20 protein-coding genes are annotated in these 21,945 nt (G+C 63.5%); 16 read left to right on the forward strand and 4 right to left on the reverse strand.

The features are described 5' to 3' along the window. Together hrpB and AC0L2Y_RS15855 are read right to left on the reverse strand one after the other, a co-directional pair. Positions 1 to 1,664: ATP-dependent helicase HrpB (gene hrpB, locus AC0L2Y_RS15850; RefSeq protein WP_473557568.1), on the reverse strand; the 1,664-nt coding region annotated here is incomplete at its 3' end. A gap of 76 nt (positions 1,665 to 1,740) precedes the next feature. After that, positions 1,741 to 2,631 carry a DMT family transporter gene (locus tag AC0L2Y_RS15855; protein WP_352487988.1) on the reverse strand — a complete coding sequence of 297 codons (891 nt, stop codon included), beginning with the start codon at positions 2,629 to 2,631 and terminating at the stop codon, positions 1,741 to 1,743. Positions 2,632 to 2,658: 27 nt separating this feature from the next. Between AC0L2Y_RS15855 and AC0L2Y_RS15860 the strand changes: the two genes are divergently transcribed. The 14 genes from AC0L2Y_RS15860 to dhaK all read left to right on the forward strand — a co-directional run bounded on the left by AC0L2Y_RS15860 (position 2,659) and on the right by dhaK (position 15,368). Further along, positions 2,659 to 3,348 carry a PIG-L deacetylase family protein gene (locus AC0L2Y_RS15860; RefSeq protein ID WP_473557570.1) on the forward strand — a complete coding sequence of 230 codons (690 nt, stop codon included), beginning with the start codon at positions 2,659 to 2,661 and terminating at the stop codon, positions 3,346 to 3,348. 212 nt (positions 3,349 to 3,560) lie between these two features. Further along, positions 3,561 to 4,892: an ABC transporter substrate-binding protein gene (locus tag AC0L2Y_RS15865; RefSeq protein ID WP_473557573.1), complete on the forward strand. Its 1,332-nt coding sequence runs from the start codon at positions 3,561 to 3,563 to the stop codon at positions 4,890 to 4,892. Between the two features lie 112 nt (positions 4,893 to 5,004). Further along, positions 5,005 to 5,952 (forward strand): carbohydrate ABC transporter permease, encoded by a 948-nt coding sequence (locus tag AC0L2Y_RS15870; protein WP_473557839.1) that lies wholly within the window; start codon positions 5,005 to 5,007, stop codon positions 5,950 to 5,952. Beyond that, a complete protein-coding gene (locus AC0L2Y_RS15875) occupies positions 5,949 to 6,899 on the forward strand; it encodes a carbohydrate ABC transporter permease (RefSeq protein WP_023717959.1) in 951 nt (316 codons plus the stop codon). Before AC0L2Y_RS15870 ends, AC0L2Y_RS15875 begins: the two co-directional genes overlap by 4 nt. Then, positions 6,896 to 7,096 (forward strand): hypothetical protein, encoded by a 201-nt coding sequence (locus AC0L2Y_RS15880; RefSeq protein ID WP_352487984.1) that lies wholly within the window; start codon positions 6,896 to 6,898, stop codon positions 7,094 to 7,096. The genes AC0L2Y_RS15875 and AC0L2Y_RS15880 overlap by 4 nt, the downstream gene beginning before the upstream one ends. Before the next feature lie 3 nt (positions 7,097 to 7,099). Then, positions 7,100 to 8,212 carry an ABC transporter ATP-binding protein gene (locus AC0L2Y_RS15885; protein WP_473557575.1) on the forward strand — a complete coding sequence of 371 codons (1,113 nt, stop codon included), beginning with the start codon at positions 7,100 to 7,102 and terminating at the stop codon, positions 8,210 to 8,212. Beyond that, entirely contained in the window at positions 8,205 to 9,218 is a 1,014-nt protein-coding gene (locus tag AC0L2Y_RS15890) for an ABC transporter ATP-binding protein (protein WP_473557577.1), read from the forward strand. The genes AC0L2Y_RS15885 and AC0L2Y_RS15890 overlap by 8 nt, the downstream gene beginning before the upstream one ends. Before the next feature lie 67 nt (positions 9,219 to 9,285). Beyond that, positions 9,286 to 10,929, forward strand: a complete 1,644-nt coding sequence (locus tag AC0L2Y_RS15895) for a dihydroxyacetone kinase subunit DhaK (RefSeq protein WP_352487981.1) — start codon at positions 9,286 to 9,288, stop codon at positions 10,927 to 10,929. Positions 10,930 to 11,010: 81 nt separating this feature from the next. Then, positions 11,011 to 11,613 (forward strand): dihydroxyacetone kinase subunit DhaL, encoded by a 603-nt coding sequence (dhaL, locus tag AC0L2Y_RS15900; protein WP_352487980.1) that lies wholly within the window; start codon positions 11,011 to 11,013, stop codon positions 11,611 to 11,613. After that, entirely contained in the window at positions 11,610 to 11,999 is a 390-nt protein-coding gene (gene dhaM, locus AC0L2Y_RS15905; protein ID WP_292659370.1) for a dihydroxyacetone kinase phosphoryl donor subunit DhaM, read from the forward strand. The genes dhaL and dhaM overlap by 4 nt, the downstream gene beginning before the upstream one ends. 22 nt (positions 12,000 to 12,021) lie before the next feature. Next, on the forward strand, positions 12,022 to 12,324 hold the full coding sequence (locus AC0L2Y_RS15910) for an HPr family phosphocarrier protein (RefSeq protein ID WP_473557580.1): 303 nt from the start codon (positions 12,022 to 12,024) through the stop codon (positions 12,322 to 12,324). After that, complete coding sequence (ptsP, locus tag AC0L2Y_RS15915; RefSeq protein WP_473557582.1) at positions 12,308 to 13,924, forward strand: phosphoenolpyruvate--protein phosphotransferase; 1,617 nt, start codon at positions 12,308 to 12,310, stop codon at positions 13,922 to 13,924. The genes AC0L2Y_RS15910 and ptsP overlap by 17 nt, the downstream gene beginning before the upstream one ends. An 8-nt stretch (positions 13,925 to 13,932) precedes the next feature. Next, a complete protein-coding gene (locus tag AC0L2Y_RS15920; RefSeq protein ID WP_473557585.1) occupies positions 13,933 to 14,355 on the forward strand; it encodes a hypothetical protein in 423 nt (140 codons plus the stop codon). Positions 14,356 to 14,381: 26 nt separating this feature from the next. After that, positions 14,382 to 15,368 (forward strand): dihydroxyacetone kinase subunit DhaK, encoded by a 987-nt coding sequence (gene dhaK, locus AC0L2Y_RS15925; protein ID WP_473557587.1) that lies wholly within the window; start codon positions 14,382 to 14,384, stop codon positions 15,366 to 15,368. 276 nt (positions 15,369 to 15,644) lie between these two features. On the opposite strand, the gene AC0L2Y_RS15930 is transcribed toward dhaK, so the two are convergent. Continuing rightward, positions 15,645 to 16,442 (reverse strand): DUF2259 domain-containing protein, encoded by a 798-nt coding sequence (locus tag AC0L2Y_RS15930; protein WP_473557590.1) that lies wholly within the window; start codon positions 16,440 to 16,442, stop codon positions 15,645 to 15,647. Between the two features lie 171 nt (positions 16,443 to 16,613). Here AC0L2Y_RS15930 and AC0L2Y_RS15935 point away from each other — a divergent pair, with 171 nt between their 5' ends. Together AC0L2Y_RS15935 and AC0L2Y_RS15940 are read left to right on the forward strand one after the other, a co-directional pair. Next, complete coding sequence (locus tag AC0L2Y_RS15935) at positions 16,614 to 18,521, forward strand: propionyl-CoA synthetase (RefSeq protein WP_473557592.1); 1,908 nt, start codon at positions 16,614 to 16,616, stop codon at positions 18,519 to 18,521. Between the two features lie 191 nt (positions 18,522 to 18,712). Continuing rightward, positions 18,713 to 19,414, forward strand: a complete 702-nt coding sequence (locus AC0L2Y_RS15940) for a metallophosphoesterase family protein (RefSeq protein WP_473557594.1) — start codon at positions 18,713 to 18,715, stop codon at positions 19,412 to 19,414. A 15-nt stretch (positions 19,415 to 19,429) separates the two neighbouring features. Here the strand turns inward: AC0L2Y_RS15940 and AC0L2Y_RS15945 are convergent, their stop codons facing one another. Continuing rightward, positions 19,430 to 21,850 (reverse strand): polysaccharide biosynthesis tyrosine autokinase, encoded by a 2,421-nt coding sequence (locus AC0L2Y_RS15945; protein WP_473557597.1) that lies wholly within the window; start codon positions 21,848 to 21,850, stop codon positions 19,430 to 19,432. Positions 21,851 to 21,945 lie beyond the last annotated feature (95 nt).

Below are 21,945 nucleotides of genomic sequence, written 5' to 3' on the forward strand. Positions count from 1 at the left end.
CATCTTCGTGGGGGGGGGGGGGGGGGGGGGGGGGGGGGGGTGGGGGGGGGGGGGGGGGGGGGGGGGGGGGGGGGGGCCCCCCCCCCCGCGGCGGGGGGGGGGGGGGGGGCCCCCCCCGGCGATGGCGTGCCCGACCCGACCCCACCCCGCTCCGCTTCGCGGATCGACCCTCCCCTCAAGGGGTAGGGTGAAGCCTGCTTTGCCAATCTCTCGGCCAGCTGCCGGGCAGCGGTGGCACGCGGCGATCTTTCGGCGTGAAAGCGCATCAGCCGCCGTTCGAGATCGGCGCCATCGCCGCCAAGGCCACGCTCAGTGAGCAGCACGGCGAGCATCGCCGCCTCGAGCGCCTGTCCGGTCCTTGCCGCCTCGGCGACCATATGGGCGAGCCGAACCGGTAGCGCCAGCCTGCGCATCGCGGCACCGGCTTCCGTCAGGCGGCCTGCCGCATCGACAGCATCGAGCGCGCGCAGCAGCGCCCTAGCCTCGGTGAGCGCCGGAGCCGGCGGGGAGTCGAGGAAGGACAGGCTGGTCGGATCGGCGACGCCGAACGCGGCGCAATCGAGCAACAGGCCGGAAAGATCGGCCTCGAGGATTTCCGGCGGCGTGAAGGGCGGCAGGGCCGCCGTCTGCTCGGCCCGCCATAACCGGATGGCGACGCCCGGCTGCGTGCGCCCGGCACGGCCGGCGCGCTGGTCGGCGGAAGCGCGGGAAGCACGTACCGTCTCCAGCCGCGTCAGGCCGCTCGCCGGCTCATAGCGCGGCAGCCGCGACAGGCCGGAATCGATGACGACGCGCACGCCGTCGATGGTGATGGAGGTTTCGGCGATCGACGTCGCCAGCACGACCTTGCGGCGGCCGGGCGGCGCCGGCTTGATCGCCGCGTCCTGCGCCTTGTTGTCGAGCATGCCGTAGAGCGGCACGATGTCGGTGTCGGCGCCGACCTTGCCCGCCAGCCGCTCGGTGGTGCGCTCGATCTCGCGTTGGCCGGGCAGGAAAGCGAGCACGCTGCCCTGCTCCCCGGCAAGCGCCGAGCGGATCACCCTGGCCATGGCATCCTCGATGGTGACGCCGGCCGGCCGCTCGTCATAGCGGACATCGACCGGAAAGGCGCGGCCTGCGCTCTCGATCACCGGCGCGCCGGACAGCAGTCTTGCGACACGCGCGCCGTCGAGCGTCGCCGACATCACCAGCAATCTGAGTTCGGGCCTCAGCGCACTTTGCACGTCGAGCGCCAGCGCCAGCCCGAAATCGCCGTCGAGCGAGCGTTCGTGGAACTCGTCGAACAACACCGCCGCGACACCGGGCAGTTCGGGATCGTCGAGGATCATGCGGGACAGCACGCCTTCGGTGACGACGAGAATCCTGGTCTTTGCGGAAGTGCGGTTTTCCATGCGCATGGCATAGCCGACGGTTTCGCCGGGCTCTTGGCCGAGCAATTCGGCCATGCGGCGGGCGGCAGCGCGGGCGGCTAGGCGGCGCGGCTCGAGCAGAATGATCTTTCCGGCGCCGAGCCATTCAGCGTCGAGCAGCGCCAATGGAACCAGCGTCGTCTTGCCGGCGCCGGGCGGCGCCACCAGCACGGCGCTATTGCCACGGCCGAGCGCTTCATTGAGCGCCGGCAAGACAGCGGAGACCGGCAGTTCCGGCAAGGGTTTTGTGGTCATTGTCCCAAGGATGTGCAGCCAGTTGGCGCCGATCGCATATCAGCGGTGGCGGTCGCGGCGCAACCTCGGCGCCGACTCAAAGCCTGATCCGCGAAAACGGGTTCCAGCGCACCGTGCCGAGCCGCACCTCCTCGCGCACCATCGTCAGCAGGCCGGAACCGCCGACCACAGCGAGCCCGACCAGCGATAGAAAATCAGGATATTCCCTGAAGAACAGCGCGCCTAGAACCACCGCCCAGACGATCTGCGAGTAATGCGTCGGCGCGATGCGGTTGGCCGGTGCGTATTTGACCGCCAGCAGATGCAGCAGCTGGCCGCCGGCGGTGAAGGCGCCGGCCAGTACCAGCCAGGCCCATTGCCTGCCATCCGGCAGCGAGAACGACGTAGCCGCCGCACCGACGCCGTTGAAGAGCAGGCCGTAGCCGATCAGCACGCCGAGCATCGTCGTGCGCTTTTCCTGCGCGGCGAGCGAACGCATCAGGATGACATTGGTGGCGGCCAGGAAGGCGATGATGAACGCCGCCAGATGGCCAAGCTGCAACTCGCGAAAACCAGGCCTGACGACCAGCATGACCCCGGCAAAGCCGGCGACGACCGCCAGCCACCGCCATGGGCCGACCTTCTCCTTGAGGACCAGCGTGGCCAGGATGGTGACGAACAGTGGCGCCAGGAAGATCAGCGCATAGACTTCTGCCAGCGGGATGGTGGTGAAGGCATAGACGCTGAGCACGCCCGAGGCTATGCCGGCCCAGGCGCGGGCCTGTACCGCCCACGGCCGGCTCGTGCGCCAGAAATCGCGCCAGCGCTCGCCTGCCGGCCTGGCAAAGAGCAGAAAGCAGCCGGCAAACAATGTCGAGAAGAAGCCGATCTCGAAGACGTTGAACTGCCCGCCCAGGCTTTTGACAACGGCGTCGCTGCACGAATAGCTTGCATAGGCGATGAGAGCGAGCAGAATTCCGTTGGGCACGTTTTTCCGTTTCCGGGAGAGATGAGAGTGAAGATACTGGCGCTTGGCGCGCATCCGGACGACATCGAAATCTTCGTGTTCGGTACGATGGCGGCCTATGCCGCGCAAGGCGCAGAACTCTTTTTTGCCATAGCCACCGATGGCGCCAGGGGCGGCTATGGCGATCCGGCCGCACTTATCCGCACGCGCCGCAAGGAGGCGATGGCGGCGGCCGGCTTGCTTGGCGTGACGCCGCGCTTTCTCGATTTTCCCGATGGCGCACTGGTCGCCGATGCCGCGCTGATCGGGGCGCTGAAAGCACTGATCGGCGAGATAGGGCCGGATCTGGCGATCACCCATGCGCCGAACGATTATCACGGCGACCATCGCGCGCTGTCGGACGGCGTGCGCATCGCAGCGTCATTCTCGGTGCCGGTGCTGCATGCCGACACGTTCGGCGGCACCGGGTTTTCGCCAACGCACTATGTCGATATCTCCAGGCATTTCGATCTCAAGGCGGACGCCATCCGGGCGCATCAGTCGCAGGATCCCGAGCGTTTCGTCGACGCGGCGCGCACGCAGAACGCCTTTCGCGCCGGCCAGTGCAACGGCCCAGCCGGATCGTTCGCCGAGGCCTTCCGCTTCGAGCCGGTCTTCCCCTTCGCCGACATCCGCGCCCTGCTGCCGCCGGCCCCAGTGATCCGTCCGGTGGCGGTCAGCAACAAGACGGTAACCTAGGCAGGCCGCCGCAACTTCTCACGTTGCTTCCTATCCAGCATGCTGCGATGCAGCAACGAATTCGCTTGCCTTGTTTAGTAAAAATTGCATCACTAAACAAATTACTAAACATCCGGTGCGTTGCCGCATCGTTGTGTTTGGGCCCCGGAGGAGGGGTTTAGCGGGCTCTTGAGACCGTCATCCGGACGCGTTTCGCAAATGGGAGGAAGGCAATGAAATCGACCTTGAAATTGGCGTTGGGACTGGCATCGACACTCTTTGCGTCGACAGCCGTTTCGAACGTCGCGCAGGCAGAAGATCTGACGCTTTGCTGGGCAGCCTGGGACCCGGCCAACGCGCTTGTGGAATTGTCCAAGGACTTCACCAAGGAAACCGGCATCGGCATGAAATTCGAATTCGTGCCGTGGACCAACTATGCCGATCGCTTTCTCAACGAGCTGAATTCGCACGGCAAGCTGTGCGACCTGATCATCGGCGACAGCCAGTGGATCGGCGGCGCCGCCGAGAACGGCCACTACGTCAAGCTGAACGACTTCTTCGACAAGGAGAAGATCAGCATGGACGATTTCGTGCCGGCGACCGTCGTCGGCTACTCGGAATGGCCGAAGAACTCGCCGAATTACTGGGCGCTGCCGGCCATGGGCGACGTCGTCGGCTGGACTTACCGCAAGGACTGGTTCTCCAAGCCGGAGCTGCAGAAGGAATTCAAGGAAAAGTACGGCTGGGATCTCGGCCCGCCGACGACCTTCGACCAGCTGAAGCAGATCGCCGAATTCTTCCAGAAGCGCGAGATCGACGGCAAGACCGTCTATGGCGCGTCGATCTACACCGAGCGCGGCTCGGAAGGCATCACCATGGGTGCCATGGACGTACTCTACAGCTTCGGCTTCCAGTACGAAAACCCGAAAAAGCCCTACGAAATGGAAGGGTTCGTCAACTCCGATAAATCGGTGAAGGGCCTGGAGTTCTACAAAGCCCTCTACGATTGCTGCACCCCTCCCGGCGCCTCGAACAGCTACATGGGCGAAGGCGTCGATGCCTTCAAATCCGGCCAGGTGGCGATGCATATGAACTTCGCCTTCACCTGGCCAGGCCTGCAGAAGGACGAGAATGTCGGCGGCGATAAGATCGGCTATTTCGTCAATCCCAAAGGTCCGGACGGCGACCAGTTCGCCCAGCTCGGCGGCCAGGGCATCTCGGTGGTCTCCTATTCCGACAAGCAGGAAGCCGCGCTCAAATACATCAAATGGTTCGCCAACAAGGACGTGCAGTCCAAATGGTGGTCGCTCGGCGGCTATTCCTGCCTCAACGCGGTCGTCAAGGACCCGGGCTTCCCGGCCAGCCAGCCCTATGCGCAGACCTTCCTCGACTCGATGGCAATCGTGAAGGACTTCTGGGCGGAGCCGAGCTACGCGCCGCTGCTGCAGGCATCGCAGAAGCGTTTCCACGACTATGTCGTTGCCGGGCAAGGCTCGGCCAAAGATGCGCTCGACGGCCTCGTCAAGGACTGGACCGAGGTCTTCCAGGACGACGGCAAGATGTAAACGGCTCCTCCCGAGCCCATGACCGAACCGTCCCGTGCCACCCTTGGCACGGGACACAGTTCAGATAAATTCCATTGTCGAGACGATCCAAGTGACCGAAGCAGGACTGACCATGCTCAATCGGACGGCGGACAGCGTTGCCCGGGCTACGCCTGAGCCGTTGGCCCGCAAGGTCCGGGGCATCAGCGACAAGGGCCTCGCCTGGCTGTTCATCTCGCCGACGATCCTGTTGCTTCTAGCCATCAACATCTTTCCGCTGTTCTGGGCAATCTATCTGTCCTTCACCAATTTTCGCGCCAATCGGCCCAACGAGGTTGTGAAAAACCTTGGGCTGGCGAACTACCAGCGCATCCTCGCTGACCAGGACATCTGGATCGCCATGCAGACGACGGCGCATTTCGTGTTCTGGACCATCCTGCTGCAGACGCTGATCGGCTTTACGCTGGCCTGGCTGATCGACCGCAAGTTTCGTGGCCACGCCTTCTGGACGACTATCATCCTGGTGCCGATGATGCTGTCGCCGGCGGTGGTCGGCAATTTCTGGCGCTTCCTCTACGAGCCGCAGATCGGGCTGTTCGCCTACGCCGTTTCGTTCGTCACCGGCATACCAGCAACCGAAATCAGCATGCTCTCCAACGTGTCACTGGCGCCATGGTCGATCATCATCGTCGACACCTGGATGTGGACGCCTTACGTGATGCTGATCTGCCTCGCCGGCCTGCGCTCGATCCCCGAATACATCTACGAGGCGGCCGAGGTCGACCGTGCCTCCAACTGGCGGCAGTTCTGGTCGATCACACTGCCGATGGCGCTGCCCTTCATCATGCTGGCGGTGCTGTTTCGCGGCATCGAGAACTTCAAGATGTTCGACATGGTCAATTTGCTCACCGGCGGCGGGCCGGGATCGACCACCGAAGTGGCCTCGATCACGCTGAAGCGGCAGGCCTTCGAAAGCTGGCGGACGGGCTATTCCTCGGCCTTCGCCATCATCCTGTTCGTCGCGGTGTTCGGGCTGGCCAACATCTACGTCAAGGCGCTCAACAAGGTGAAGCAGAGATGAGCCTGACGTCAGCCCACTCCGTTGTCGCACCGTCGGCCACGTCGAAGCGCGTCGCCGGCACGATCATCGTCGCCTACGCGCTGATCTCGATCGTGCCGCTGCTGTGGATCTTCGCCACCAGCTTCAAGACGCCGCCGGATTCTATCGCCTATCCGCCGAAGATCCTGTTTCAGCCGAGCGTTGAAGGCTACTGCAACCTGTTCACGACACGGACCAGGCAGACGCCGGAATACATCAACTCGCTTGGACCGGCGACGGGCCTGTGCGACGAGACGGTGCGCAAGCGCAACATGGTGATCGCCGGCCCGTCCAACTTCATGCCGCGCTTCGTCAATTCGCTGATCATCGCCTTCGGCTCGACGTTTTGCGCGGTGTTCCTCGGCACGCTGTCGGCCTATGGTTTTTCGCGCTTCAAGGTACCGCTCGCCGACGACCTTCTGTTCTTCATCCTGTCGACACGGATGATGCCACCGATCGCCGTCGCGATTCCCATCTACCTGATGTATCGCGAGCTTGGCCTGTCGGACACGGCGCTCGGCATGATCCTGCTTTATACGGCAGTCAACGTGTCCTTGGCGGTGTGGCTGCTGAAAGGCTTTATCGACGAGATCCCGCGCGAGTATGAAGAAGCGGCGATGATCGACGGCTATACGCGGCTGCAGGCGTTCTGGCGCACCGTACTGCCGCAGGCGACTACCGGCATTGCCGCAACAGCCATCTTCTGCCTGATCTTTGCCTGGAACGAATATGCCTTCGCCGCGCTGCTGACTTCGGGCACGGCGCAGACCGCGCCGCCCTTCATCCCAACCATCATCGGCGAAGGCGGCCAGGACTGGCCGGCGGTCGCTGCCGGCACGACGATCTTCCTGGTGCCGATCCTGGTCTTCACCATCCTGCTTCGCAAGCAGTTGCTGCGCGGCATCACCTTTGGCGCGGTGCGCAAATGAACCTGACAGCAAAACGCAAATCGCGCTGGCCCGTTTGGGCCAGGCGCGGGCTGATGGAAAACGTCGCCACCGCGATCATCGCGATCGGCTTCCTGATGCTGTTCCAGCCCTTCGCACTGGTGCTCTACACCTATTCCTTCATCACCATGCTTGCGGGCACGGCGATGTTCATCGTCGTCTCGAAATTTCCGGAGTAGACGATGGCCGAGATCAGGGTCGAACATCTGAGGAAGGCATTCGGCGATTTCGTCGCTGTGCAGGATTCCAACTTCGTCGTCGAGGACGGCGAATTCTTCGTCATGCTAGGGCCGTCGGGCTGCGGCAAGACGACGACGCTTCGTATGATCGCCGGGCTCGAACTGCCGACCGGCGGCAAGATCCTGCTTGGCGGCGAGGACGTCACCATGCGGCGTGCCCGCGAGCGCGACATTGCCTTCGTATTCCAGCTGTTCGCGCTCTATCCGCACATGAATGTGCGGAAGAACATCGGCTTTCCACTGCTGGCGCAAGGCATGCCAGGCGCTGAAATCCGGGCCAGGGTGGAAGAGACGGCGAAGCTTTTGCGGATCGACCATCTGCTCAACAAATCGGTCTCCGGGCTAGCCGGCGGCGATCGCCAGCGCGTGGCGCTCGGCCGCGCCATCGTACGGCGGCCAAAGTGTTTTCTGATGGACGAGCCGCTGGGGACCCTTGATACTGAATTCCGCGATTTGATGGTCCATGAGCTGCGCGAACTGCACAACCGCATCCACGCCACCACCGTCTATGTCACGCATGACCAGATGGAAGCGATGTCGATGGCCGACAAGATCGCGGTGATGAACCACGGCGTCATCGAGCAGTTCGGCACGCCGCGTGAGATCTACGATCGGCCGGCAACGATGTTCGTCGCCGACTTCATCGGCTCGCCGCCGATGAATTTCCTCGGCTTCGGCGGCGGGCTTTCAAAGGGCGTCAGGGAAATTGTTGTGCAAGGCGCGAAGGTGGCGGTGCCGGAGGTGCGCGAGGATGTCGCGCCGGCCGAGATGGCGCTTGGCATCCGACCGGAGCACATCCGTTTCGACGACGCTTCGAAGCTGCGCGGCGCCATTTATGGCACCGAATATCTCGGCACCACTCAGATCGTGGCGGTCGAGACGGCAGACGGCATCATCAAGGCCAGGGTGCCGGCCGAAATCCGGCTCAATCCGGGCGATCATGTCGGCCTGGCGCTGAGCAGCGCGCGGCTGTCGCTGTTCGCAAAAGGATCCGGCCGTGCGGTGCGCACCGAAATCCATGACTCGGCCTCCCAGGGGAGAGCGCATCATGGCTGACGTTCACATCAAAGGCGTGACCAAGGCTTTTGGCGAGCATGTCGCCGTCGACAATCTCGACCTGCATATCGCCGACGGGGAATTCGTCGTGCTACTCGGGCCGACCGGCGCCGGCAAGACGACGACGCTCAGGCTGATCGCCGGGCTGGAGCGGCCCGAAGCGGGCTCGATCCATATTGCCGGCCACGACACGACGACGCTGTCGCCGGCCGAGCGCGACACCGCTTTCGTCTTCCAGCAATATTCGCTCTATCCGCATCTGTCGGTTTACGACAACCTCGCCTTTCCGCTGCGCTCGCCGGCGCGGAAAATGCCGGAGGACCAGATCCGCCGCCGTGTCGAGGACGTGGCCAAGATGGTGCGCATCCACCACAAGCTGAATAATCGCTCGACCAAACTGTCGGGCGGCGAGATGCAGCGCGTCGCCATCGGCCGCGCTCTGGTGCGCAAGCCGTCGATCTACCTGATGGACGAGCCGCTGTCGTCGCTCGACGCCAAGCTGCGTGCCGATCTCAGGCTCGAGCTGAAGCGCATCCAGGCCGAACTCGGCGCCACAATGCTCTACGTCACACACGACCAGATCGAAGCGATGACCATGGCCGACCGCATCGGCATCCTCGCCGACGGCGTGCTGGTGCAGATCGGTTCCCCGCGCACGATCTATTCTGAGCCGGCAAACCTTCACGTCGCGGCAAGGCTCGGCCAACCGGCAATCAATTTGTTGCCGGTCGGCTTGCTGCCGGATGGCGGCGCGCCGACGGGGACCAGGACGATCGGAGCGCGCACCGAACATCTTTCGATCGAGAAGGCGGCGAACGGCCATGCCGACGGCGTCGTCGATTGGGTCGAGCATCTCGGCGACCAGAACCATCTGCACGTGACGGTGGGGACCAGGAAGCTGGTGACGCTGACCGACCCCGACACCGATCTGGCGCAGGGCGACAAGATCATGATCCGCTATCGCTCGCCGCTGTATTTCGGCGCCGATGGGCGACGGCTGATGTGAGTGCTGCGCGAGTGTTTTCCTGGCACCTTTCAACCGGCAATTTCGGGCACCGGACTGGACCAATTCGATGAAGCATTTTTTCAATCGCAGGGATACGATCGTAACTGAGGCCCTGGACGGCTTTCTCGGCACGACCGGCGCCGGCGATCTCGCTCGCCTCGACGGCTATCCCGAGATCAAGGTCATTCTCCGCGCGGACTGGGATAAGACCAAGGTCAGCATCATCTCCGGCGGCGGGGCCGGGCACGAACCCGCGCATGCCGGTTTCGTCGGCGTGGGCATGCTGACGGCGGCGGTTTCGGGCGAGATCTTTGCTTCGCCGAGCGTGGAAGCAGTATTGGCCGCCATCCGCGCGGTGACCGGTCCCGCCGGGTGCCTGCTGATCGTCAAGAACTATACCGGCGATCGCCTCAACTTCGGCTTGGCCGCCGAGAAGGCGCGCGCGGAAGGCTTTCGCGTCGAGATGGCGATCGTCGCCGACGACATTGCCCTGCCGGACATTGCCCAGCCGCGCGGCGTTGCCGGCACCTTGTTCGTGCACAAGATCGCAGGCTATCTGTCGGAAGCCGGCAACGATCTGGCGACGATTGCCGCTGCGGCGCGCGCCGCGGTGGCGGATATCGTTTCACTCGGCATATCGCTGTCGTCCTGCTCGATCCCCGGCCAGAGCCATGACGAAAGATTTGGCGCCGACGACGCTGAACTCGGCCTCGGCATCCATGGCGAACCGGGCGTTGAGCGGATTGCGGTACAAAGTGCCGAAAGACTGGTTGCGATCATGTCGGAGCGCCTTGCCGCGCGGCTCGATCCCGCCAGCGACTACGCCTTGCTGATCAACAATCTCGGTTCGGTGCCACCGCTGGAAATGTTGCTTGTCGCCAATGCGGTATTGGCATCACCGCTGGCACGAAAGGTGACGCTGACGATCGGGCCTGGGCAGCTTATGACGGCGCTCAACATGAACGGCTTTTCTCTGTCGCTGATCCGGCTCGATGCGCCGCGCGAAGCGGCGTTGCGGGCGCCGGTAGGTCCTCACGCCTGGCTGCCGGCAAGAGCGGTTGGCCCAATGAGCATCGTGCCGATGGCAAAAGCCGCCAGCCTTGGCAACGCGTCGAAAGCCAGCCAGGACGCGCGCACCGAGCGGCTGGTGGTCGCGGTCTGCGAACGGCTGATCTCGCTTGAAGGCGCGTTGAACAGACTGGACGCCAAGGCTGGAGACGGCGACACCGGATCGACTGTGGCGGCCGGTGCGCGCAGCGTGCTAGGCCGCATTGCGACACTGCCGCTCGCCGACCCTGCCGCAACGCTCGCCGCCGTCGGCGACATCCTGAGCGCCAGTATGGGCGGCTCTAGCGGCGTGCTGCTGTCGATCTTCTTCACCGCCGCCGCGCAGGCGCTGCAGTCTGGCGAAACGCTTCCCAAGGCGCTTCTCGCCGGCCTGGATCGGGTGTCCTTCTATGGTGGAGCGAGGATCGGCGATCGCACGATGATCGATGCCCTGGAACCCGCCTTGAGGGCGCTGGATAGGGGGAGTCTGGAAGATGCGGCGGTCGCGGCGCGAAGCGGAGCCGAGGCCACCGCTGCAATGCGCAAGGCCAAGGCCGGGCGGTCCGCCTATATTGGCAGCCAGCTCGACGGCGTGGTCGATCCGGGCGCCTTTGCCGTCGCCGAGGTCTTCACTGCCCTCGCTGCGTTGCTCGAACCCGCTTGACTGGGGAAAAGAATGCTTCAATTGCCGGATATGCAATTTTCTCGTACTGCCGGCAGCGCAGGGGCCAGGAGCATGGGTGACATGGCGGCAGCGGATCTCTCCAAGCTGATCGAGGCGACGGCAAACACCATCGCCGCCCATGCCGAAGAGCTGACCAGGCTCGACCAGGCGATCGGCGACGGCGACCATGGGCTCAACATGAAACGCGGCTTCGAGGCAGTGCGGGCCGAGGCCGGCGCGTTCGCGGCAAAGCCGTTGCCGGAGGCGCTGAAGGCGATCGGCACCAAGCTGGTGATGACCGTCGGCGGAGCCTCCGGTCCCTTGTTCGGCACGCTGTTCATGGCGCTCGGCAAGGAGATTCCCGCCGCGCCGGATCGCGCCGATCTGGCGGCGGCTTTCGGCAAGGCGATCGAAGCAGTGGCCGCCCGAGGCAAGTCGCAGGCCGGGCAAAAAACCATGCTCGACGTGCTGCAGCCGGTGCATGAGGCCCTGCTGGAGGGAAAGACGGCAGCGGACATCGTCGAGATCGCCGACAATGCGGCCGACGCGACCGTGCCGATGAAGGCGCTGCGTGGGCGCGCCTCCTTCCTTGGCGACCGTTCGATCGGTCATATGGATGCCGGCGCACGCTCGACCGCCCTTCTGGTGCGGGCCGTAGCCGAAGCAATCGAGAGGCGCGCATGAGCAATGTCGGCATCGTCATCGTATCGCATTCGCCGCTGGTCGCCGAAGGCACCGCCGACATGGTGCGGCAGATGGTCGGCAACGAAGTGCCGCTTGCATGGTGCGGCGGAAACGGCCATGGCGGGCTGGGAACCAATGTCGAGGCGATCATGGGCGCCATCGACAAGGCCTGGTCGGAGGCGGGTGTCGCGATCCTCGTCGATCTCGGCGGTGCCGAGACCAATAGCGAGATGGCGGTCGAGATGATCGGCGAACCACGCGCCCAGAAGATCATCGTCTGCAATGCGCCGATCGTCGAAGGCGCGGTGATGGCGGCGACCGAGGCTTCCGGCGGCGCCTCGCTCAAGGAAGTGGTGGCGACGGCGCACGAACTGTCGCCGTCGTGAATGAACGGGAATTTTGACAAGCATGTCCGCAGCAGCCGAAGCCAGCGTCCTGATCACCCATGAGGTGGGACTGCATGCGCGTCCTTCGGTGAAGTTCACCAAGCTTGCCAAGACGTTTTCGGCCGACGTCGAGATTGCACTCGCCGCCAACGGGCCGTGGCTCGACGCCAAGAGCATCGTCAAGGTAATGGCTGCGAAAGCGCCGAGAGGTACTGTCCTGCATATCAGAGCCAGAGGGGACGGCGCCGGTGAGGCGGTCGGCGCGCTGGTCGAGCTGGTGCGGCGCGATTTCGACGAAGGCAAGGACCATGCCCGAACCGCTTAGTCTGCAGGGCATTTCGGCATCGGCCGGCTATGCCGAGGGGCCGCTGTTCGATCTGGACCAGGCTGCTGTGCGTTATGTCCGCAAGGCGACTGCCGCGGACGAGAAGGCGGCGCTTGAAGCCGCCATCTCCATTGCCGCAGGCCGGCTCGCGACATTGATCGAAACCAGCGACAGCGAGGCGGCCGGGATCCTCGAATTCCAGCTCGCCATGCTGGAGGACAACGCGCTGACCGGTCCGGCCTTTGCGCACATCGTCGAGGGCATGGCTGCTGATGTGGCTTGGCCAACAGCGCTCGACGCCGAGATCGCCGGCTACGAAACATCCGACCAGGACTATTTCCGGGCGCGCGCGGCCGACATGCGCGATATACGCGACCAGGTGCTACGCGCGCTGACCGGGGGCGGCGACATTGCCGCACCGGCGGGTGCGATCTTCTACGGCGAGGATATCGCACCGACGCGCTTCCTCGAGACCGACTGGAGTGCCGGCGGCGGCATAGCACTTACGGCCGGAAGTGCTGCAAGTCATGTCGCAATGCTGGCACGCTCACGCGGCGTGCCAATGGTGGTGGGGCTTGGGCTCGTGGCGCGTGGGGTGGCCGGGCCCGGTGCTTCGCCGGCTCACCTTGCCGGAATGGCTCTGCTCGATGCCGAACATGGCGGCATCGTGTTGGCGCCTTCGAAAGCGGAGATCGATGCATTCCGACGATCGTCGTTGGCTTTCGCAGCGCATCGCGGCAAAGCGGCAGCCTATCTGACAAGGCCGGCAGCAACGAAGACCGGCATAGCGGTCCGCGTGCAGGTGAATATTGCCGATCCATCCGATGTCGACAGCATCGATGCTGCGGCGTGCGACGGTGTCGGGCTGATGCGGACCGAATTCCTGTTCGGCAAGACGCTGCCGGACGAGGAGACCCAATATCGCGCCTACCGCAAAGTGTTGGAATGGGCAGGCGACAAGCCGGTGACGATCCGTACCGTCGATGCGGGCGGCGATAAGCCTGTGCCGGGCCTGACCGTCGAGGAAGGTAATCCATTCCTTGGCCTGCGCGGGATCAGGCTGTCGCTGGTGCGCCCAGAGGTCTTTCGCGTGCAGATCCGCGCCTTGCTACGCGCCGCCATGCACGGCAATCTGAAGGTGATGTTCCCGATGATCGCCGTTCCGGAAGAGTATGAACACGCCACCGCGCTGTTCGCGGAAGAGCAGGCTGACCTTTTGGCGCGCGGCATCGCGCAAAAAATGCCGCCGCTTGGCATCATGGTCGAGGTGCCATCGGTGGCGATTGCGCCGGAGGCATTCGCCAAGGCCGCCTTCTTCTCGATCGGTTCGAATGATTTGACCCAATACGTGATGGCCGCCGCTCGCGACAATGCGTCGGTCGCACATCTGAATTCGGTCAGGCATCCGGCCGTACTCCGGCTGATCGCCTCGGTTGCCGCCTTCGGCCGCGAGCATAATGTCCCGGTCAGCCTGTGTGGCGACGCCGGCGGCGACCCCGCCTCGATCCCGGCGCTGCTTGAAACTGGCCTGCGTGACCTCTCCGTCGCTCCCGCCCAACTCGCGATGGCCAAGGCGGCCATCGCGGACGTTTCGATCTAGGCCCCGGCATGTCAGACAAAGCGTCGCAATCCGGCCCCGAAGAGGCGATCCGCGCCTACAAGACGATCCTGTCGCAGGTGATCGACCAGCGCCCGTCCGGCATGCGCCAGCGCCTCGCCGATGCGCTGGGCAAGCATCGCAGCTTCGTCACGCAGATTTCCAGCCCCGCCTATTCGACGCCCATCCCGTCGAAGCATTTGCCGGCTATCTTCTCCGTCTGCCATTTCAGCCCGGCCGAACGCGATCATTTCCTTGACGCCTACCATCGGGCGCATCCGGGAAAGATGTCGCTGGCTGCAGGCATGCGCAAGACACGGCATGTCTCGCTGATCGTTCCCGATTTCGGCGACGATAAGCAGAATGCAGCGCTCGACCGGGCGGTCAATGATTTCATCCAGAAGATCACCAGCATCGCCGGCAAGGGCAGCTGACGCTGGGCTATTTCGGAAGGACAGCCATGAAGAAATTTCTGAATTCGGTCGATACGGTGCTGACCGAGAGCCTCGACGGCTTCGTTGCCGCGCATGCCGATATCCTGGCGCTCGGCGAGGAGCACAAATTTGTCCGCCGCAAGGTGCTCAAGCCGGGCAAGGTGGCGCTGATCTCCGGCGGCGGCTCGGGTCACGAGCCGCTGCATGGCGGGTTCGTCGGGCACGGCATGCTGGATGCCGCCTGCCCCGGCCAGGTATTCACCTCGCCGACGCCTGACCAGATGATGGGGGCCGCCGATGCCGTCAATACGGGCGCCGGCTGCCTGTTCATCGTCAAGAACTACGAGGGCGACGTGATGAATTTCGACATGGCCGCTGAAATGACGGAAGGCGTGATGCAAATTGTGACCAATGACGACGTCGCGGTCGAAAACTCGTCCTACACCACCGGCCGGCGCGGCGTCGCCGGTACGCTGGTGGTCGAGAAAATCGTCGGCGCGGCGGCCGAACAAGGCATGCCACTGGAGTCTTTGAAGGCGCTGGGCGAGCGCATCAACGGCGCGACGCGCTCGATGGGCGTGGCACTGACCAGTTGCACCGTGCCGGCGGCGGGCAAGCCGACCTTCGACATCGGCGACGGCGAGATGGAGTTCGGGGTCGGCATCCATGGCGAGCCGGGAAGGCGGCGTGACACATTGAAGAGCGCCGATGCCATCACCGAGGAGATCTGTACCGCAATCCTGGGTGACCTGGGCGACGGTGCCAGAGGCCAGGCGCTACTCTTCGTCAATGGCTTTGGCGGCACACCGTTGATGGAGCTTTATCTGATGTATAACAGCGCCCGCAAAATCTTCGAGAAGCACGGCGTGACGGTGGCCCGGTCGCTGGTCGGGTCCTATGTGACCTCGCTCGACATGGCCGGCTGTTCGATCACGCTGAGCATGCTCGACGACGAGGCGGCTGTTTGGTGGGATGCCCCGGTACATACGGCCGCGCTGCGCTGGGGCATGTAGCGGCGGAGAATGCCCCAGAAATAGTCGGTGATAAAACCGACATCGGCAACGCCGCACATCACCAGACAGTTGCCCTCCTCACCCAGCGTAAGATAAAGAATCTGCGGGTTTGGGGAGTTCGAGCATGCGTTACAATTGGGATCGGGCGCCGACGGGTTTCGAGCGTCATGGAAAGGTGCTGGCAGCCGCCTTGCTGATCGTCGGCGGGGTCGGCCTTATGCTCGCTGCGCTGCCGCTTTAGGGACAACAACTCGGGTAGCTTCTGAGCGCGTTGCCTCAGTGCACCTGGCCAGTCACGGCGAGGAAACGGCGGTCACGTCCCTCAAATCCCTGGCTGAAGCGCTGCACGAGCACGACAAGCACGCCCGGTTTCCCATCCGGGGTGAATGCGTAAGATTCCGACAGGCTGTAGGAAGTCGGGCAATTCCTCAAACCGGGCACCGCCTTGTCCTCATGCAGCAGCTTGATCGGCTTGCCGTCCTGACCCTGCAGCGTCAGGCGAAAGCCGAGCGCCTTGCCGGTCGTTTCGCCTTGCTGCGTCCCGTCGAAACTCGATGAACAATCCGCCGTGCTGTCGGCAAGGATCTGCTCGAGCTGGATGGTCGAGATGCCAAGCTCGTCATAGGCCGGCGAAAGCCATTTCTGCGAAACCTGCTCGAGGCGCGCAATGTCGTTGTAGGCGACCAGGTCGTCGGGAAAGGTGAATTTGTCTAAGCCCGTCCGCTCGCCGCGCGGCGCTATGGCATATTTGGCCAGCAAGGGCGCCGCCTGCGCCGCGGCACGCTCCCGCGCCTGCGCAAGCGTCAGTGTCGCATCCTCCGTCTCGTCGACGATGACGATCGGCTTGCCGCCGGCGAACTCATCGGTGCGCGTGTCGATGATGTCGATCTCCGACCAGCCCGAATCCGAAGCACCGGCATCGAGCGTGCCGTACTGTTCGAAGGCGAAGTAGTTACCGTCTGGCGAAAAGCCGATGATGCGCCGTGCCGCCGCATCGCCGGCCTGAGCAGCTGAAGCGAGCACCGCCGCCAGGGTCGCAACGGCGGCAAATTCAAGCCCGTATCGCAGTTTCATCGCGCCCTGCCCCCATGTCGAAAATTCGGCCGATATCAGCCCCGCAGATCACGACGACCCTGCATTTGCGGCCGAATTAGAACGACGGCAAACGTAAAGCACAAATACATGGTTACAGAAAGCAGCATACGCTATTTCAAGGACTGCAAACATTCCTGGGGAGGAAGCTGGATGGCGTCACGCTACCATGAGGTCTATGACGACTGGAAACGCGACCCGGAAAAATTCTGGGCCGATGCGGCGAGTGCAATCGACTGGTTCTCGCCCTTCGAGGCCGTGTTCGACGCCAATGCCGGCGTCTATGGCCGATGGTTCAACGGCGCCTCGTGCAACACCTGCTTCAATGCCGTCGATCGTCATGTGGCGGGCGGCCGTGCCGACCAGATCGCGTTGATCCATGACAGCGCGATTTCGGGCACAATCAGGAAATTCACGTATGCCGAGTTGAAGCGCGAGGTGGTCGCGCTGACCTCGGTGCTCAAGAATCGTGGCATCCAAAAAGGCGATCGCGTCATCATCTACATGCCGATGGTGCCGGAAGCAGCTTTCGCCATGCTTGCCTGCGCGCGGATCGGCGCCGTGCATTCGGTGGTCTTCGGCGGCTTTGCCTCGCATGAGCTCGCCGCCCGCATCGACGACGCCAAGCCGAAGCTGATCATCTCCGCTTCCTGCGGCCTGGAACCAGGGCGCGTCGTCGCCTATAAGCCGCTGCTCGACAAGGCGATCGAGATGTCGCGGCACAAGCCGGAAAGCTGCCTCATCCTGCAGCGCGACCAATTGCGCTGCGAGCTCAGGGCAAACTACGACATCGACTATGCCGACGCCGTGGCGCGTGAGCGGGCCGCCGGCGCCAATGTCGACTGCGTTCCGGTGCTTGCCACCGATCCGCTCTACATCATTTACACGTCGGGGACGACCGGCCAGCCGAAGGGAATCGTGCGCGACAATGGCGGCCATATGGTCGCGCTGAAATGGTCGATGGAAAACGAGTTCGGCGTCAAGCCGGGCGAAGTGTTCTGGGCGGCTTCCGATGTCGGCTGGGTGGTCGGCCATTCCTACATCGTCTACGGCCCGCTGCTGCATGGCTGCACGACCGTGCTGTTTGAAGGCAAGCCGGTCGGCACGCCCGACGCCGGCACCTATTGGCGTGTGATCGCCGAGCATGGCGTGGTCGCAATTTTCACCGCACCAACCGCCTTTCGCGCCATCAAAGGACAGGACCCGAAAGGCGAATTCGTCCCGAAATACGACCTGTCCAAATTCCGCACGCTGTTCCTCGCCGGCGAGCGCGCCGATCCGGAAACCATCAAATGGGCGGAGCAGAAATTGAACGTGCCGGTGGTCGACCATTGGTGGCAGACGGAAACAGGCTCGCCGATGACGATCAACCCCGCCGGACTGGGCCTGTTGCCGGTCAAATACGGCTCGCCCGGCGTGCCGATGCCCGGCTACGACATCCGCGTGCTGGACGATGCCGGGCATGAGGTCAAGCGCGGCACGCTTGGCAATGTCGTGGTGAGATTGCCGTTGCCCCCCGGCTGCCTGCCGACGCTGTGGAATGCCGACGAGCGGTTTCGCCAAGCCTATCTCGAGGAGTTCCCCGGCTTCTACAAAACCGCGGATGCCGGCATGATGGACGATGACGGCTATCTCTATGTCATGGCCCGCACCGACGACATCATCAATGTCGCCGGCCACCGGCTGTCGACCGGTGCCATGGAGGAGGTGCTGGCCGCGCATCCCGACGTTGCCGAATGCGCCGTCGTCGGTATTGCCGATGCTATGAAAGGCCAGGTTCCACTCGGCTTCGTCGTGCTGAATGCCGGCGTCGACCGCGACGCCGGCATCATCGAAAACGAGGTGGTCACGCTGGTGCGCGACCGGATCGGCCCGGTCGCTGCCTTCAAGACGGTGGTGACGATCAAGCGCCTGCCTAAGACGCGCTCCGGCAAGATCCTGCGCGGCACCATGCAGAAGATCGCCGACAAGGAGGAATGGGCCATGCCGGCAACGATCGACGACCCGGCCATCCTCGACGAGATCACCGCCGCGCTGAACCGCCGCGGCATCGGCCTGTAAGAGGCCGAAGCCGAGTTGCGTCCGAAGCTCCGGTATGGAACGACCGGCGCCAGACATGGTATCCACGCGGTGTGTCGTCATGTTGCTTCGGAATCGAGACGCACACACAGCCATGCGAGATGCCATACGTGACCCTGTTCCAGCGATCGAGAAAGCCCCAGGCCGCGGCACGCCGGCGGCTGGAGATCGATATGCGGGGCACAATCGTCTACGCGATCGGCGACGTGCATGGCTGCTACAAGGAACTCCGCGCCCTGGAGCAGAAGATCCTGCTCGATTCGGTGCCCTTCGAAGGAAGAAAGCTGATCATCATGCTCGGCGACTACGTCGATCGTGGGCCTCAGTCGGCGCGTGTGCTCGATCATCTGCTGGCGCCGCCGCTCCATGATTTCCAGCGCATCTGCCTTGCCGGCAACCACGAAGTCGTGATGCTGAACTATCTCGACGGGATCATTTCGAGAGAGTCGTGGCTGGCGATAGGCGGCCTGCAAACGCTGTTTTCCTACGGCGTCGACCCGTCGCGCATGGCCGATCTCTATGGGTCAAGCGACGAGGTTGACCGGCGCATTCGGGAGATCATCCCCGCCGGCCATGTCGGCTTCATGCGCGCGCTGCCGGTCATGGTCTATTCGGCGAAATTCGTGTTCGTTCATGCCGGCATCAGGCCCGGCATCGAACTGGCCGCGCAGGACGAGGAAGACCTGCTCAACATCCGCTCGGAGTTTTTCGACGCCGCGCATCTTCTCGACCGCTATGTCGTGCACGGACATACGCCGGTCGAGGTTCCGAAGCTCGAGGGACGCCGGCTCGGCATAGATACCGGCGCCTTCCAAACCGGCCGGCTGACCGCCCTCAGGATCGTCGACAACCGCGCCAAGTTCATATTTTCCTAAGCGCGATATCGTCGCTCAGGCGGCTGCCTTGGTGCGTGCTTCCGATTTTTCCAGATAGTAGCTCGAATATTTGTCGAAGAATTTTTCCGAGCCGCCGATCGCGCCATACTTGGGCAGTTTCTTCAGTTCGACCTTGTTCAGCACCGCGCCAATGATCTTCTTGGCGATGTAGGGCTCCGAGCTGAGCACGGATTGCACCATCGCACGCGGCGTGCGTCCCCACTCGGTGACCAGCACGAAGCCGTCGACAAGCGGAGCGAAGGCCTTGGCGTCGACGACAGGCCCGAGTGGCGGCAGATCGACGATGATGTATTCGAAGGTTTCCTTGGCGTTGTCGATGAAGCGGCGCATGCCGGCTGAAGACAGAAGCTCGCTTGTATGCGAAAACTGGCCACGTAGGACGGCCGGGATGATCGCCAGCTTGGTCTGCCGATCGATCTTGCCGACCGATTGCCAGGTCTGCCCGCTCACCACCGCTTCCATCAGGCCCTGCTCGGCCTCCATGCCAAGGCTGCGGCTGAGGCCGGGATTGCGCAGGTCGCCGTCGATCAGCAGCGTTTTCGATCCGTTGGCGGCAAGCAGTCCGGCAAGATTGGCCGCCACCGTCGACTTGCCTTCGCCGGGAAGCACCGAGACCACACCGATGACCCGGCTGCCCTGGCCTTCAATCACGACGTCGAAGGCAATCTTTGCGTTGCGCAGCGTCTCGGAGAACATCGATGCCGGCGCATCGACGGTTACTCGCATGCGCGCACGTTTTTCGGCTGCCGACAATGTTTTGGAGGGCTGGGATTTGGAGGACTTGGCGGTCCTGGATTCGACGACCTTGACGTCGGGCTGACCTCCGTCGCGCTGGTCGTCCTTGCCAGCCTTGCCGATGACCGGCAGGTAGCCGAGGAATTTGAGGCCGACGCGGTCGCGCACATCCTCGCCGGTCCTGAAGAAGCGTTCCCTGAATTCATTCAGGCCACCAACCCCTGCTCCCATCATTATGCCAAGCGCCAGCGAAAGCCCCAGCACGATAGCCGTGCGCGGGGTTGCGGCCGACTGCGGCATCGTCGCGTCCGAGATGACCCGGATCTTGCCGACTGGGAAGGATTGCTGCTGGGCGGCCTCCTCATAGCGGTTCAGGAACGTCTGGTAGAGCGTCGACAGCGCCGTCGCCTTCTGGTCCAGCTCACGCAGCTTGACCTGCGACTGGTTGTCGATGGAGCTCTTGCCAGCCGCCAAGGCGACATTTGCGCGGAGCGCGGTTTCGCGCGCCAGAGCGACCTCGTATTCGTTGCGGTAGCTTTCGGTCAGTTGCTTCAGCTCGCCGAAAATCTGCGCGGATATGTCGGCCTTCTCCTTGGCGAGCGCGACGGCCTGCGGATGTTGCGGGCCGAAATTGGCTTCGACGTCCTGCTGCCGCTTGGCGACGGTGAGATAGCGGTTCTTCAGCGTCGTGATGACCGAGCTGCTCGGCTGGTCATTCGATATCGCAGCGTCCTTGAACGCATTGTCCGAGCCGCTTTCGACGATCGACTTGTACTGCTGATAGCGGGCGCCGGCACGTGCGGTATCGGCCTGCGCGACGATCAGCTGGGTGTTGAGATCGGACAATTGCTTGTCGCTGATCAACTGGCCGTCATTGACAGCCAGTCCATGTTCGGCCCTGAACTTTTCGACCGCCAATGCGGCCGCCTGGGAGCTCTCGCGGAGCTCGGTCAGCCGGCCTTGCAGCCAGACCGCCGCCCGTTCGGTCGCGTCGAAGCTGGCATCGAGCTGATCGGCGAGATAGGCATCGGCATAGGCCTTGGTGATGGCGGTCGCAAGCGCCGGATCCGTCGCCTGGAAGGAGATGCTGATGACAAAGCTTCGGCCGATCCGCTCGGCGTCGAGTTGGTTCTGCAGCTTGAAGATTGCGTAGTCGCGGGGCGACGACGATGCGGTGATCGCGTCACGCGTCGCAGGATCAAGCTGAGTGACATCGGTTGTGCTAGCGGCGCGCTTGGGGCGGACCGACTGGATGATACCGCGCACAAAGCTTGCGACCTTCGAAATGGCCGATGTCGGAGGGTTCATGAAAGCGTCGTTCTGATCGAGCTTCAGCTTGTCGACGACCACCCCCGCCAGCCTGGCCGACTGCAAAATTTCGATCTGGCTTAGAACGGCGGAGTCGGTCTGCATGCTGACCGACGCCGCCGAAATGTCGTCGACGACCTTGTTCAATCCTTCGTCGATCAGCACGCTGCTCGTCGCCACATAGGTAGGAGGCGTCGTCTGCAAATAGAGCACGCCGAGAAAGAGACCGATGACGGCGCAGGCGGCAACCACTTTCGCCTGCCGCGCGGCCATGCCAAGCAGGCGCTCGATGTCGATGAAGTCTTCGGCGTTTGCCGCATTTGAAGCCGGCAACGGCGTCCTCTTGTCGACAGGAAAATTGGCATAGTTCATCTTCGGTCCAATTCTAGTTTGCAGGCGCTACCGCCTCGAAGGTCGGGACATAGGGTGCAAACCTTGCGCCGGACAGTGCGCGTTACGCGCGGCGC

This window comes from Mesorhizobium sp. WSM4830, assembly GCF_055811495.1.

Bases quoted from the DNA above. Each gene is read 5' to 3' on its own strand.
- AC0L2Y_RS15865 (WP_473557573.1), top strand. From the start codon at position 3,561: ATGAAATCGACCTTGAAATTGGCGTTGGGACTGGCATCGACACTCTTT.
- AC0L2Y_RS15870 (WP_473557839.1), top strand. From the start codon at position 5,005: ATGCTCAATCGGACGGCGGACAGCGTTGCCCGGGCTACGCCTGAGCCG.
- AC0L2Y_RS15875 (WP_023717959.1), top strand. From the start codon at position 5,949: ATGAGCCTGACGTCAGCCCACTCCGTTGTCGCACCGTCGGCCACGTCG.
- AC0L2Y_RS15880 (WP_352487984.1), top strand. From the start codon at position 6,896: ATGAACCTGACAGCAAAACGCAAATCGCGCTGGCCCGTTTGGGCCAGG.
- AC0L2Y_RS15885 (WP_473557575.1), top strand. From the start codon at position 7,100: ATGGCCGAGATCAGGGTCGAACATCTGAGGAAGGCATTCGGCGATTTC.
- AC0L2Y_RS15890 (WP_473557577.1), top strand. From the start codon at position 8,205: ATGGCTGACGTTCACATCAAAGGCGTGACCAAGGCTTTTGGCGAGCAT.
- AC0L2Y_RS15895 (WP_352487981.1), top strand. From the start codon at position 9,286: ATGAAGCATTTTTTCAATCGCAGGGATACGATCGTAACTGAGGCCCTG.
- dhaL (WP_352487980.1), top strand. From the start codon at position 11,011: ATGGCGGCAGCGGATCTCTCCAAGCTGATCGAGGCGACGGCAAACACC.
- dhaM (WP_292659370.1), top strand. From the start codon at position 11,610: ATGAGCAATGTCGGCATCGTCATCGTATCGCATTCGCCGCTGGTCGCC.
- AC0L2Y_RS15910 (WP_473557580.1), top strand. From the start codon at position 12,022: ATGTCCGCAGCAGCCGAAGCCAGCGTCCTGATCACCCATGAGGTGGGA.
- ptsP (WP_473557582.1), top strand. From the start codon at position 12,308: ATGCCCGAACCGCTTAGTCTGCAGGGCATTTCGGCATCGGCCGGCTAT.
- AC0L2Y_RS15920 (WP_473557585.1), top strand. From the start codon at position 13,933: ATGTCAGACAAAGCGTCGCAATCCGGCCCCGAAGAGGCGATCCGCGCC.
- dhaK (WP_473557587.1), top strand. From the start codon at position 14,382: ATGAAGAAATTTCTGAATTCGGTCGATACGGTGCTGACCGAGAGCCTC.
- AC0L2Y_RS15930 (WP_473557590.1), bottom strand. From the start codon at position 16,442: ATGAAACTGCGATACGGGCTTGAATTTGCCGCCGTTGCGACCCTGGCG.
- AC0L2Y_RS15935 (WP_473557592.1), top strand. From the start codon at position 16,614: ATGGCGTCACGCTACCATGAGGTCTATGACGACTGGAAACGCGACCCG.
- AC0L2Y_RS15940 (WP_473557594.1), top strand. From the start codon at position 18,713: ATGCGGGGCACAATCGTCTACGCGATCGGCGACGTGCATGGCTGCTAC.
- AC0L2Y_RS15945 (WP_473557597.1), bottom strand. From the start codon at position 21,850: ATGAACTATGCCAATTTTCCTGTCGACAAGAGGACGCCGTTGCCGGCT.